Source organism: Sulfuricystis thermophila (assembly GCF_004323595.1).
In the GTDB taxonomy this organism is placed as follows: Bacteria; Pseudomonadota; Gammaproteobacteria; order Burkholderiales; family Rhodocyclaceae; genus Sulfuricystis; species Sulfuricystis thermophila.
In genome coordinates this window covers 2,575,035-2,588,312 of the sequence record NZ_AP019373.1, presented here as the reverse complement: position 1 = coordinate 2,588,312, position 13,278 = coordinate 2,575,035, and the positions used below count along the sequence as shown (strand labels likewise).

At 63.2% G+C, this 13,278-nt stretch carries 10 protein-coding genes and 1 pseudogene; 3 read left to right on the top strand and 8 right to left on the bottom strand.

What is annotated here, in order from left to right; all coding sequences use genetic code 11:
• Positions 1 to 62 precede the first annotated feature (62 nt).
• Positions 63 to 314: pseudogene (locus M52SOB_RS13075) on the top strand (transposase); the annotation flags it as partial.
• 17 nt (positions 315 to 331) lie between these two features.
• Here M52SOB_RS13075 and M52SOB_RS13070 read toward each other — a convergent pair.
• Positions 332 to 1,083, bottom strand: a protein-coding gene (locus M52SOB_RS13070; protein WP_284155117.1) for an IS5 family transposase whose coding sequence is annotated in 2 segments (ribosomal slippage) — positions 332 to 759 and positions 759 to 1,083 — 753 coding nt in all. Because the reading frame shifts where the segments join, the coding sequence is not laid out codon by codon here.
• A gap of 546 nt (positions 1,084 to 1,629) precedes the next feature.
• Between M52SOB_RS13070 and M52SOB_RS13065 the strand changes: the two genes are divergently transcribed.
• Both M52SOB_RS13065 and M52SOB_RS13060 read left to right on the top strand, forming a co-directional pair.
• Positions 1,630 to 3,225: a CYTH and CHAD domain-containing protein gene (locus tag M52SOB_RS13065; RefSeq protein ID WP_131112214.1), complete on the top strand. Its 1,596-nt coding sequence runs from the start codon at positions 1,630 to 1,632 to the stop codon at positions 3,223 to 3,225.
• Positions 3,226 to 3,227: 2 nt separating this feature from the next.
• On the top strand, positions 3,228 to 3,692 hold the full coding sequence (locus M52SOB_RS13060; RefSeq protein WP_131112213.1) for a SixA phosphatase family protein: 465 nt from the start codon (positions 3,228 to 3,230) through the stop codon (positions 3,690 to 3,692).
• Here M52SOB_RS13060 and M52SOB_RS13055 read toward each other — a convergent pair.
• The 7 genes from M52SOB_RS13055 to M52SOB_RS13025 are packed head-to-tail and all read right to left on the bottom strand — an operon-like array spanning position 3,689 to position 13,253.
• Positions 3,689 to 3,874 (bottom strand): hypothetical protein, encoded by a 186-nt coding sequence (locus M52SOB_RS13055; protein ID WP_131112212.1) that lies wholly within the window; start codon positions 3,872 to 3,874, stop codon positions 3,689 to 3,691. The genes M52SOB_RS13060 and M52SOB_RS13055 overlap by 4 nt on opposite strands.
• Entirely contained in the window at positions 3,874 to 4,452 is a 579-nt protein-coding gene (locus M52SOB_RS13050; protein WP_131112211.1) for an electron transport complex protein RnfA, read from the bottom strand. Before M52SOB_RS13050 ends, M52SOB_RS13055 begins: the two co-directional genes overlap by 1 nt.
• Complete coding sequence (gene rsxE, locus M52SOB_RS13045) at positions 4,445 to 5,089, bottom strand: electron transport complex subunit RsxE (RefSeq protein ID WP_131112210.1); 645 nt, start codon at positions 5,087 to 5,089, stop codon at positions 4,445 to 4,447. Before rsxE ends, M52SOB_RS13050 begins: the two co-directional genes overlap by 8 nt.
• Positions 5,086 to 5,775, bottom strand: a complete 690-nt coding sequence (locus M52SOB_RS13040) for an RnfABCDGE type electron transport complex subunit G (protein ID WP_284155116.1) — start codon at positions 5,773 to 5,775, stop codon at positions 5,086 to 5,088. The genes rsxE and M52SOB_RS13040 overlap by 4 nt, the downstream gene beginning before the upstream one ends.
• Positions 5,768 to 6,949 (bottom strand): RnfABCDGE type electron transport complex subunit D, encoded by a 1,182-nt coding sequence (locus tag M52SOB_RS13035; RefSeq protein ID WP_284155115.1) that lies wholly within the window; start codon positions 6,947 to 6,949, stop codon positions 5,768 to 5,770. Before M52SOB_RS13035 ends, M52SOB_RS13040 begins: the two co-directional genes overlap by 8 nt.
• On the bottom strand, positions 6,946 to 8,319 hold the full coding sequence (gene rsxC / locus M52SOB_RS13030; protein ID WP_131112209.1) for an electron transport complex subunit RsxC: 1,374 nt from the start codon (positions 8,317 to 8,319) through the stop codon (positions 6,946 to 6,948). The genes M52SOB_RS13035 and rsxC overlap by 4 nt, the downstream gene beginning before the upstream one ends.
• Positions 8,319 to 13,253 carry a 2-oxoacid:acceptor oxidoreductase family protein gene (locus M52SOB_RS13025; RefSeq protein WP_284155114.1) on the bottom strand — a complete coding sequence of 1,645 codons (4,935 nt, stop codon included), beginning with the start codon at positions 13,251 to 13,253 and terminating at the stop codon, positions 8,319 to 8,321. The genes rsxC and M52SOB_RS13025 overlap by 1 nt, the downstream gene beginning before the upstream one ends.
• Positions 13,254 to 13,278 lie beyond the last annotated feature (25 nt).

The window sequence follows — 13,278 nt, the reverse complement described above, 5'->3', positions numbered from 1 at the left end:
CCGAAATTTTGTCTTCCAAGAGATGGGGTATAAGGCCCCGTAAATTGGAAGGAGCAACGAAGTTGAAGAAGATACCGAAGCAGGAATACACGGCCGAATTTCGGGAGTTGGCGGTGAAGCGGGTAAAGGCGGGCCAGACGGTTGGGGTGATAGCGAAGGAGCTGGGGCTGATCGAGCAGACGCTGCGCAACTGGGTCAAGGCGTTCGACGCGGGCAAGCTCAACGGCCCAGGTGCGAAGCCGGTCACGCCGGAGCAAATGGAGCTATCGCGGGTGCGGGCGGAGAACATCCGGCTCAAGCGTGAGAACGAAATCCTAGGGCGTGTTCTCAATCAAGCCAACCAGACGATAGTGCAGGCCAGATGAATGAACGACAAGAAGGATGCTGCGAGTTTGTCGTAGCGCGTGGCGATGCGTCTGAATTGCTTGATGCGACTGAAGAAACGCTCGATCAGATTGCGGCTCTTGTAGATATGTCGGTCGAACGAGCGGGGATTGAGTCGGTTCGAGCGCGGTGGAATGACCGCCTGGCTGCCTTGCGTCGTAATCGCTTCGACGAAGGCATCCGAATCGTAGCCCTTGTCGGCGACGATGAACTCGGCCGGCTGATCCTGAATCAGCGCTGCCGCCTGCTCGATGTCGGCGACCTGCCCGGCCGAGAGAATGACCCGCAGTGGATTGCCCAAGGCATCCACGGCGACATGCAGTTTCGTCGTCAGTCCGCCCCGCGAGCGGCCGATTTCCTGTTGGCCGGCTTTTTTTGGGCGCCGGCGGAATGCTGGTGGGCGCGCACGATGGTCGAGTCGATGAACAGATGCTCCATGTCAGCATCGCCTTGCAGTGCGGTTGCCACACGTTCCCAGACACCTTTCTCACGCCAGCGCGCGAAGCGCACATAGGTCCGATGCCAATGGCCCAGCTCTTTCGGCAGGTCACGCCACGGACTGCCGGTGAGCATGATCCAGAGAACGGCTTCGACGAAGCGTCGGTTGTCTTTCGCGGTGCGGCCGGGATCGCCTTTCTTGCCTGGCAAGAGCTGTTCAATGCGTGCCCACTGGTCATCTCGTAACATCGTCCGGTCCATCCTGACTCCTGCGCAAAAGTCAGGATATGACCATAATTTACCCACTGTGAACAGTCCCTCGCCATGTCATTGATCGTGAACGATTTATTCAGCTTCGCTTCCATTTGGCATACGACTATTCGCTTGATTGAGAACAGGCCCTAGGCCACGTTGTGGGGCGAGGCATGATTACCCGATCCGGAAGATGCAAGCCGTCGTTGGCTGCATCATCCCAGCCGTTACGAGCATTGACGAGCGATACGCGAGTAACCAAGGGCAGAGACATCCAAATTCCCACCCAGAATCCCACCCAACGACGAAATAGAGTGATCCCTCCCTGAGCAGTTAGTTCGTATAAACCTAGCTACAGAGAGACTTCCGAGGCGCTACGGTGGGGTTGTGCGGCACTACTCAGCCAGTAGCGCATGTCAGGTCTTCGCGGTTCTCGTCAAAGCGTTCTTTTGATTGTACGGATATTTGTTGCCAAGCCAGCGAGCGGCAACGCATTGTGATCCGGCCAGCCACTGTAACAATTTCGCTCCATCGTCGCCTTACAATCGGGGTGTCATGGCCGAAGAGATCGAGCTCAAGCTGACATTACCTGAAGCCGCGCAACGTGCTTTACTACGCCATCCTTTGCTCAAGCAGGCGGCGCGCAAGGAAGTCCATCGGCTGACCAATCTCTACTACGACACGCCCGACCTCGCTTTGCGCCGCCGAGGTATCGCATTGCGGCTACGCGCCAAAGGCAAGCTCTGGCTGCAAACGGTCAAGTGTGCCGGTAAAGAGGCCGGTGGCATCTCCACGCGCCCGGAATGGGAAACGCCTTATGCCGGGCATTTCGACTTTTCAATGATCGACGATGCCGAAGTGCGCGCGTGGCTGGAACGGCCGAAGATCGCCACACGGCTCGCGCCGGTCTTCGAGACCCGTTTCCGGCGTATCGCCTGGACATTCGAGTTGCCACGTGGTACGCGCATCGAGCTCGCGCTCGACCGCGGCTGGATCGCCGCCGCTGGCAGGCGCGAGCCGATTTCTGAAATCGAGATCGAGCTGATCACTGGCGCGGCAGAGGCACTGTTCGCCTTGGCGCAGACCCTGGCCGAACGCATTCCGCTCGTTCCTGCGCCGCTCTCCAAGGCGGATCGCGGTTATGCGCTCTTCATGCAGACGACGCCGGCACCCGAGCGTGCCAAGCCGATCCCGCTGTCGGCAGCGATGAGTCCTCACGCCGCCTTCAGCGCCATCGCGCTGGCCTGCCTCGACCAGTTGCAGCGCAACCATGCACCCGCGCTGGAGTGCGACGATCCGGAATACATTCATCAAATGCGTGTCGCGCTGCGCCGGCTGCGGGCTGCGCTGCGGCTGTTCCGATCACTGTTGCCAGCGGACTATTCCGCTCGCATGCGGCCCTTGCTGCGCGAACTGATGCAGCCGCTGGGACGGGCACGTGATTACGACGTGCTGCTGGCCGAGATTGCTCAGCCCGTGCTTGCCGCGCTGCCCGAAGAGCCGCGCCTGGCCGCGCTGATCGGTAGCATCACCGAGCGCTGCTCGGCCGCCCGTCGGCACGCACGACATCTGTTGCGCGCGCCGCGCTATGGCCAGATCGTCATCGAACTGCTCGCCCTGGCGCATGGCATCACCGCAGCGGAACCGGAAGGACGAGCGACGGAAGCTTCTGCCGATGTCGTCACGGCGGAATTGCCCGCATTCGCGCAAAAGCGCTTGAAGCGCCTGCGCCGATCGGTGCTCGCCCTGGCCAGTGAGGCCGATGCCGCGAAGCCCGAAACGCTGCACGCGCTGCGCATCGGCATCAAACGGCTGCGCTATGCGCTGGAATTCTTCGCGCCGCTCGCCGCGAAGAAGCCGACACGCCGTCTCCTCGAGCGTCTTGCCGAATTGCAGGACGTTCTGGGTCAGATCAACGATCTGGCCAATGCTGGTGCGCTGTTGATGGCTTGCGCTGGCAGCGATCCGGCGCTGCGCGAGGCCGTCAGCTTGATTGCCGGCTGGCATGGCCCGCGTTATCAGAAACTGCTGGCAGCGGTGCGCGATGACATCGAGCGGCTGGGTACATTGCGTCTGCCCCGGCTCCATGAATGTCACCAGCCCGTCACAATCGCGGCGTATGTTGCGCAACCCGTGACTGAAGCGGAGTGAGCATGGATTTGATCCTCTGGCGTCATGCCGAAGCCGAAGACGCGAGCGTCGGTCTGCCGGATGCCAAGCGCCGGCTCACCCCGCGTGGCGACAAGCAGGCCCATGTGATGGCGAAATGGCTCAGGGCGCACCTGCCGAAGAAGACTCGCATCCTCGTGAGCCCCACCACGCGCACCCAGCAGACCGCGCATGCGCTCGCCCTGCCTTTCGAGATCGAACCGAAGATCGGTGTCGGCGCGGATACCGCCGATCTGCTCGCCGCCGCCCAGTGGCCCGAGCATTCGGGCGCGGTGCTGTTGATCGGCCACCAACCGACGCTGGGACGGCTTGCCGCCTTGCTGCTCTCCGGCGTCGAGGCCGACTGGAGCTTCAAGAAAGGCGCCGTCTGGTGGTTTACCAAACGCAGCCGCGAAGGCCGCGATCAGACGGTGCTGCGCGCGGTGGTCAACCCGGAGATGCTGCGCTAACGCTTACAGCCAGCATCAGACTTGTCGCATTTGCTGCCACCACAACCACAGCCCCCCTCGTTCTGACGGAAAGGCCCGAGCTGCGGATGGCGTGCCGCGAAGTGGCGATACAGCCGGTCTACCACGATGCCGGCAACCATCAACCCGAAGAGCAACGCGATGGTGACGAGATAGGTCGCCATCAGCCGCCCAGCCCCGCAAAACCCATGAAGGAAAGAGACAGGATGCCGGCGAGCATCAGCGACAAGGCGGTGCCCTGGGCGACCGCAGGCACGTCGGATAACCGTAGGCGCTCGCGCACACTGGCCATCAGCACCAAGGCCAGCGTGAAGCCGGCCCCGGCCCCCACGGCGAAAGTGACCGACTGCACGAAGTCGTATTCGCGTGCGGTTTGGAACAGCGCCACACCGAGCACCGCGCAGTTGGTGGTGATCAGCGGCAGATAGATGCCCAGCGCGCGGAACAGCGCCGGGCTGTATTTTTTCAGTACCATCTCGACGAGCTGCACGGCCGAAGCGATGATCACGATATAGGCGATCAGCCGCAGGAATTCGAGATTGAAATAGGCGAGCAGCAGATTGAGGCCGTAGGCGCACAGCGAGGCGACGAGCATCACGAAAGTGGTCGCCGCGCCCATCGGGGCGGCCGTTTCGAGCTTGCCCGAGACACCGATGAACGGACAGAGGCCGAGGAACATCGCCAGCACGAAGTTGTTGGCGAGGAAGGCGTTGATGAAGATCTGCGCGGCGGACTCATGCATGTTGCGTCACCTCCTGCCGCTTGGCTTGGCGATGCTGGCGCCAACGCGCGCCGGCGGCAAATACCAGCAGCCATAGACCGAGCACGAAGAAGCCGCCGGGCGGTAGCACCATCACCACCCAGGGCTGGAAATGTTCGCCGAACAGCGGCAGGCCGAACAAACTGCCGGCGCCGAGGATCTCGCGCACGCTTCCCAAGGCGAACAGGCCGAGCGTGAAGCCGACGCTCATGCCGAGTGCATTGACGACGGCGGTCAGCGGCGGATGTTTCGAAGCGTGTGCTTCGGCGCGGCCAAGGATGATGCAGTTGACGACGATGAGCTGGATGAAGGCGCCGAGCGCATCGTAGAGCGCCAGGCTGATGGCCTGGATCAGATAATCGACGACGGTGACGAAGGTGGCGATGATGACGATGTAGGTGGCGATGCGCACCTCTTTCGGGATCAGCTTGCGCAACAGCGATACCAAGAGACACGAACAGGTGAGCACGAAGGTCGTCGCCAATCCCATCGACAGGGCGTTGACCGCCGAGACGGTGACGGCGAGTGACGGACATAGGCCCAGCACCATCACGAACACCGGGTTCTGGCGCCAGACACCCTCCATGAATTCTTCCCAGGTGGTGGCGGTCTGACTCATGACTTTTCCTTCAACTGGTCCAGATGCGGCGCGATGCGTGGCAGCAGGGCTTGCGCCGTATCGTTGATCGCACGGCCTACCGCGCGCGAGGTGATCGTCGCCCCGGCGATGGCGTCGATTTCCCATGGCTGCGTCTTCGTGCCGTGCTTGACGGTGCGAATCTCGTGGATGAGGGCCTTGCCGTCCGCCGCCACCTCGGCAGCCAGCGGAAAGTTGGCGAGGAAATCGCGATCCTTGCTGATCTTGTCGCCGATCCCCGGCGTCTCGCGCGCCGCGACGACACTGAAGCCGGTGACCTTCCTGGAAAGCGGATCCCAGGCGAACAGGATGCGGACGTTGTCGGCATAGCCCTTCGCGGCGCCTTCGGCAGCGATGCCGGCGAGCCGGCCGGCCTCGTCATAGCCCGCGAAGAAGCGGATCGCGCCCGCGGGTGCCGTCTCGCCAGCGCCGACTTTTTCGACTGTGCCCGTCGGCAGGGCGACGTATTCGACGATCGACTTGGCGGTCGAGATCACGCGGAACACCCCGCGCTCGACGGCGATGCGCTTGTTTTCCTGCACGGCGCGGTAGGTGCCCTGATAGGCGGCGACGATGATCGTGCCGCAGATCGCGGCGATGAGTCCCAGCGTGCGGATCATTGCCGCCGGCGGCGTCATCTGCGGCAGGGGGTGGGCAAGCTCATTCATTCGTGCCACCTGGTTTGTGACGTTCATCGTGCTTCGGCTTGTTCCACAGGAAGCGCTTCTTCGGCGTCACGGCGTGCGCCTCCTCGCGGGAGATGTAACCCGGATGCAGAGGATACGAGGCACCACGCCTGGCATGGCCGAGTCTGGCCAGCGCGCTCTTGCCGAACGGGGTCGGCTGCGTCACCTTTTCGATCAGCGGGGTGGCGGCGTTCGCGATCAGGATCGCATACATCACCCCTTCCGGCAGCCCGCTGTAATAGCGGATGATCACGGTCAGCAGGCCGATCAGCGCGCCATACAGCCACATGCCCTTGGGTGTCACCGGCGAGGTGGCCATGTCGGTGGCCATATACACCGCGCCGAGGATCAGACCACCCGAGAACAGCATGAAGAAAGGATTCGGGAAACGCTCCGGCGAGAGTGCGAAGAGGAGCCAGGCAGTCAAGCCCGCGCTGCCGAGGATCGCCGCCGGAATGCGCCAGTCGAGGAAGCGGCGGAAGGCGAGATAACTGCCGCACAGCAGGATCAGCAAGGGCGAAGGGCCCACCGCCATGTGGCCGGAGAGCGAAGTGAGCAGTTCCTCGGCGCCGGCGAGCACGCCTTCGAATTTCCAGCGCGCCAGCGGGGTTGCCGCGGCCAGTGCGTCGAGCTGCTTCACTTTTAGCCAGAGCATCAGGTCGTCTGGCTGCATCAGCGGCCAGGCGAGCGAGGAGGGCACGAACTCGCTGAAGCGGCCGGGCAGGAACGACGGCGAATAGGTGGCGATCGCCTGGGGAAAGGCCGCCTGCACGAAGGCGCGGCCGACCAGCGCCGGGTTGAAGACATTGAAGCCGATGCCGCCCGTCAGCGCCTTGCCGAGCGCGATGGCGACAAAGCCGGCGACGGCGCCCATCCACAGGGGGAACGCCGGCGGCAATGAGAGCGCGAGCAAGAGCCCGGTGATCACGGCGGAAAAGTCGGAGATGTCGCCGGCCTGCGTGCCGGTCTTGACGAACAGCCGTTCGGTGATAAGGCAGCTCGCCGTGACGACGAGGAGCGAGGCGAGCGCGGAAAGGCCATATTGATAGACGAAGAAGGCGCACACCGGCAAGAGCGAATAGACGACGTGGCGCATGATCATCGCCACGTTTCTTGGCGCCTTGATGTGCGGAGCGGAACGAATCTCGATGGTCATGACGATTTCTGTGCGGCCGCCTTCTCGCGCAGGATTTGTTTCGCGACGCGAAATTGCTGCACCAGCGGGATGTTCGACGGACAGACGTAAGAGCAGCAGCCGCACTCGAAGCATTCACCGAGGTGATAGGCCGAGCCCATCAGATCGTATTCGCGCTTGGCGGCGAGCATGCCGAGCATCGAGGGATTGAGCCCCATCGGGCAGGATTCGACGCATTCGGCGCATTTGATGCAGGGATAGATCTTGCGCTCTCCATCGAGCTGCATGTCTTGGGCACGCATCACGACGATGCCGGAGATGCCCTTGGTGATCGGCACCTCGAGTGAGGCCGCCGCTTGGCCCATCATCGGTCCGCCGAGGATCACTTCCTTTGCCTGGGCATCGGGCGCGCCGGCATAATCGAGAATGAAGGAGAGCGGCGTGCCCAGCGGCACGATGTAGTCGCCGGGACGGGCGACCCCCGGGCCGGTGATCGTCACGACGCGCTCGGTGAGCCCTCTTCCCGCCGGCAACAGCTTGCCGAGCGCCGCCAGGGTGCCGACGTTGTTGACCACCATGCCGAGGCTCACCGGCAGACCGCCGGCGGGAATCTCGACGCCGAACAGTGCCATGATCAGCATCTTTTCCGAGCCCTGCGGATACTTGGTCGGCACGAGCTCGGCATGGATCTCACCTTCCGGCAGGGGTGCGACACACGCCACCGCCGCCCGGATCGCGTCACAAGCATCCGGCTTGTTGTCCTCGATGCCGACGATCGCGCGTCGTGCGCCGGTGGCGCGCATCGCAAAGCGGATGCCGCGGATCAGGTCATCGGTCCACTCCACCATCATGCGATGGTCGCAGGTCAGATAGGGCTCGCATTCGCAGCCATTGACGACGAGCGTATGCACCTTCGCCTGCTGTGGCACGGAAAGCTTGGCATGGGTCGGGAAGGCCGCGCCCCCAAGGCCCACCATGCCGGTGTCCCAGATCGCCTGGAGGATGTCCTGGGCGCTCGCAGCCGAGAAATCGCGCGGCTCGCCCCAGAGGTCCTCTTGCGTCGCGCCGGGATGGGCGCGGATCACGATCGACTCGACCCATGGCCCGCGCATGCCCGGCCGTAAGCCGATGAACTCGACCACGCCGGTGACCGGCGCATGGTGCGGCACGGAGAGCCAGTCTTCCGCCTTGGCGATCGGCTGGCCGCGCACCACCTCCTGGCCGACCTTGACGATCGGCCGCGGCGGCTTGCCGATGTGCTGCGAGAGCGGCACGATCACGCGCGGCGGAAACGGCAGCCGGCGGATCGGCGTCTTTGCCGTCAGCTTGCAGGGCGGCGGATGCACGCCGCGCTGAAAGGCTTCGCCGCGGAACCAGGAAAGCAGCTTCATCAGTTGTACTTCGCGGCACGCGCCATCAGTTTGTCGATGCCCGCCTCCGCCCTGTTCCACGGTGTGCCCGGATGGATGCATCCTGCGGTGCATTTTTCGGCCGCCTTGACGATGTCGGCGAACTTGGCGCCCTTCGGATCGATGACGATCGCCTGCTTCTGGTCGTTGTAGGCGAACACCTTCGGCGCCAGGTTGATGCACTCGTCACAGGCCGTGCATTCCGGAGAATCGATCCACACTGGCTCGTAATCGCCGCTATTGCCGCCTGCCTTGGCTTCGGCTGTGGTGGCGGGCACCGAACTCGGCGCTGGCGGGACGGCACCCGTTGCGTAATCGCTGCCGGCGAGCCCGAGGGTGTTGCTGATCCGGGCGATGAGGTCGGCACGCACCTGCTCGGCGATTGCGGCGGTATCCACCGGCTGGGCGTCGAGTCCGGCGATGTTGCGCAGTTGGCGCCAGAACTGCAGGCGCTCTTCCGTCGAGCGCACCATGTCGGCGGTGACCAACAGACGCATCAGGCGGTTCTTGGCATCGACGGCCCAGATGAATGGGAACTTGCCCTCGCGCTCGTCTTCGTCGAGCTGGATGAAGTCGGCGAGCAGCACCATGTTCTCGTTCCAAGTCTCCGGCGGCGCCTTTCTGAAATGCTTGAGGAAGCGCGCTTCGGTCGCCGCGAAGTCGGCGAAGGTCATCGGCAGGGTCATGCTCTGCTCATGGCCCGCCTCGTCCTTGTATTTGAGCGTGTAGGTCGGCCAATCCGCATCGAGCGCCGGGTTGCCCTCCAGGCTCACCGTCTCGTGGAAGGTGTCGCCCAGATCGGGGTTGAAACGGAACAGCGGATAGGCGCGACTTTCGACCGCCAGCTTGCTCTGATCGACGCTCTTGTCGTCGCCGACCCCATGCTCGGGCGGGCAGACGGCGTAGATGTTGAACAAGGCCGGACGGCGGCTGTTGAGGCCATCGATGTAACTCTCGATCAGGTGGTTCACATGCGCGATCGTGCTCTGACAGACATAAGCGGTGCGGTGTGCCAGGCCGATCAGCGAGATTTCCTTGCGCGTCTCCTGCTTGCCGCCCTGGGCCTTGCCATACGGTGCCATGTCAGAGACTTGCGAGATGAAGCCCGAGGTGCAGGCCTGCCCCCCGGTGTTCGAATACACCTGCGTGTCGACCACCAGCACCTTGATCGGCATGCCGGACATCAGCGCGCGGGAAAGGTTCTGGAAGCCGATGTCATACATCGCCCCGTCACCGCCCAAGGAGACGACGGGCGGGCAGAGCAGCCATTCTTCCTCGCTGAAATCGTGCCAAGTGAAGCGGCGGAAGAAGTCGTCGTCGCGATCCGGCAGATAGTCGCCGGCCAGTTCCTTCTCGGCCATGCGCACCGCCTTGAAGCCTTCGGCCATCTTAGCCATGTGGCCCTCGAAGAGGCCCATCGCCACCGAGGGGCTGTCCTGAAACAGATGCGAAGTCCAAGGGAACGGATAAGGGTGGAACGGCCAGGTCGAGCCCCATACCGAGGTGCAGCCGGTCGAGTTGACGATGCCCATCTCGGCACGACCGCGGCCGGTTGGCCCCGCGACATAGCGCCACTTGAGGTCTTTCAGTTTTTCGAGCAGTTGGGCGGTGTTCTTCACCCACACCGGGTCGAGCAGCTGGGAAGGTTTGTTCTCGGTGAGCTTGGCGGCGAGGTTCGAGAGCGTCAGATCGTGCTGGCCGGTAGCCTCCACCGCCTTCACCACCGCAGTGGTATCGGTGAGATCCACGGCGGAAGCGAGCTTGATACGCATGTGCTGTTCGAGGCGCGCGATCAAATCGTCGAGCTTGGCGACGAAGGCTTTGACGCGCGGCTGCATCAGCGCCGTGACCGTCGAAGTGAACAGATGGATCGCCGTCTTCTCGCCGCAGCCGAGACAGGCCCCATCGCCGCAGTTCATCGAGTTGTAGTTGTGCTTGTCGAGGAGCAGGGTTTCGAGCGCGCCGATCTTCTCGTCGAGGCTGTCGATGCGGCTGTATTCCTTCGGCGTGGTCGGCAGATCGAGCCAGAGATTCCAGTCGCGGCGCAAGCGTTCGACCGTTTCGTCGGTTTGCGTCACCATCTTCAGCGCATCGTCCTCGCACACCGTCACACACAGCGCACAGGCCTTGCAGGTGTACGGGTTGATGGTGATCGAAAACAGCCCGCCGCTGCCCTTGGCCTTTTTCTCTTTGAGACTCCAGTAGGGCTTGGTGGTGGCAAACTGGAAGTCGCCGAGCTCGCGGAGAAACAGCTTGAACTCGGCGCCCATTTTTTCCCAATCGTCCTCGTCCGCCTCGGCGATGGTTTCCTCGATCGCCTTGTCGATCAGCGGCCGCACCGCCACGCCGTCGCTGGTGCCGATCAGCGCGCGCAATTTCTTTTCCAGCGTGCGCACGCCACGGCGCAGGTAACGCGTCGGCGTGCCGGCGGTCTCGATGCGGTTGACCACGGTATTGAAGACGTCGCCGATCGTGCTCACCAGGCCGGGAATCGCCGAATCCGGGCACTCGGTGTAGCAGTTGCCGCAGGCCGTGCAGTTTTCGGCGATCCATACCGGATGCTCGAAGCGGATGCCGGTCATGTCGCGGAACACGCCGGTGGCGGCCGGCATCAGCGAGGTGCCGATGAAAGGATCGACGAGGTTGTCCGAACCCTTGCCGGTGAGATAGAAGTGGCCGGTCTGTTCCCAGAAGCGATGGATGTCGGCCACCCGACCGTCGGCGGCAGGCAGCTCCTTGAGCATCACCGGCAGGCCGAGGTCTTTTTTGACGAGCTGCTTGCGCGTCTTGCCGACCTCCTTGTCGGTGATTTCCTTGAGTTCGGTGTAACCGCGCTTGACGACACGCAGGTTGTCCTGCACGACGCGGGCACCCTTGCTGCCGAACTTGGCATTGAGCTGGGATTCGATCGCAGCGAACAGCGCCTCCTCGCTCAGTCCGGCATTCTTCATCGTCGGGCTGGCGGCGAAAAACGCACCCTGGAAAGCGATGCCCTGCATGCGCAATTGCAGCTCGGGCGAGCCCGCTTCCTCGCGCGCGATCTGGAAGGCATCGAGATAGAAGACGCGGATGTCGTTGTCGACGATGAACTTCTGCGCCCAGACGGGGAAGCTCGCCCAGGTTTCATCCCCCAGATTCGACTGGATGATGAACACGCCCCCCTTCTTCAGGCCGGAGAGCGGGTTCGAGTGGCCAAACACGTTCGGATCGGGCGAGAGCACGACGTCCACATAGACGTATTCGCAATTGACGCGGATCGGTTCCGGCGCAGCGGAGAGATAGTAGGTGGTCGGCTGCCCCTTCTTTTCCGAGCCGTATTTCGGATTGGCCTTGATGTCCCAGCCCAGGAGTTCGAAGAGCGTCATCGCCAGGTTCTTGCCGGTGGTGATCGCCCCCCAGCCGCCGACCGAGTGCATGCGCACGGTGATCGCGCCCTTGGGCAGCAGGTTGGGGTTCTCGCTGCCGCGCAAGGCCAGCGCCTTGATCTGCGGATATTTCTCCTGCAGCGCCTGCTGATGCACCTCGTCTTTCGGATTGAGCGGATCGCGCACGAAGTCGATCGACAGATAGAAGAACTTGCGCTTGCCGCCACTGGGCAGCATGTTCTCGACCGCGGCGATCAGCCCTTCGGGTTGCAGGTCACGCGAGCCCAGGCCATAGCAGCCGGAATACAGCCGCGGCATCTCGCCGGCGGCGAAACTCGCGTAACCCGGATAAGGTGCCGTCTCGGAGTCGCTGACTTGTCCGTTCTCGAGGCACTTGGTGACGCAGGCTCGCACTTCGCGCATCAACGGCAGGTCTTCGGCGAGTGGCTGGTCGGTGCGTTCGAGCACCGCCACCCCTTTCTTGCCGCGCAACACCTTGCCGAGCAGATCGCCAGGGAAGGGCCGGTACATCGTCACATTCACCACGCCGACCTTGAGGCCGCGCGTCTCGCGCAGGTAGTCGGCGACGCATTCCGCCTGCACCACCATGCTGCCCATGCCAACGATGACGTAGTCGGCATCGTCGCACTTGTAGGTCGCCAGACGCTGGTAGTGCCGTCCCGTCAGCGCCGAGTATTCGGCCATGCAGGCGTCGGCAATCTCTTCGATGTGGTCGAAGAAGTAAGGACGCTGGCCAGCGGTGGCCTGCATATAGGCGTCCTGGTTCTGCACCGTGCCGGAAACGAGCGGCACATCGACATCCCAGATCGCCGGCACGCGGCGGCGCTTCGGGCCGTAGATCATCTGTTGCGCCGGCGTCGGTGTGTCGATGATGTCATCGGGGCGCCCGACATATTCTTCGATCAGCTCGCGCTCGGGGAGCAGCGCCGACTCGATCAGGTGGGTGGTGAGAAAGCCATCCTGACCGACGATCGCCGGCGTGAGCGACAGTTCGGCGATCTTGCGCGCGATCAGGTTGAGATCGGCCGCCTCGGTCGCGTTCTTCGCCATCACCTGGATAAAGCCGGTGTCATCGACGCAGTGATAATCGTCATGGCTGCAATGCACGTTCAGCGAGGCCTTGGTGATCGCGCGACAGCCCATGTTGAGCACATAAGGGAGGCGCTTGCCGACCGCGCCGTAGAGCGATTCGTGCATGAAGGCCACGCCTTGCGCCGAGGAGAAATTCGTCGCCCGCAAGCCCGCCATCGCCATGCCGGCCGTGACCCCGGCTGCCGCGTGCTCGGATTCCGGCTCGATGAAAACCAGCGGCCGCTGCGAAATGTTCAGATGGCCCTTGGCGACCGCCTCGGCCCAGTATTCGCCCATCTGCGTCGAGGGTGTGATCGGATAGGCGCCGGCGGCATCCGACGCCTCGCGCTCGACGTGGATCACGGCGGTGTTGCCATCGACCGCGTCGCGGATGCCCGGGTATTTGACCTGCGGCGCCTGCTGGCCGCTCGCGCTTTTCTCGGACTTGAACAGTTTCATCAACATTTCTCCACTCCCTCTGGTT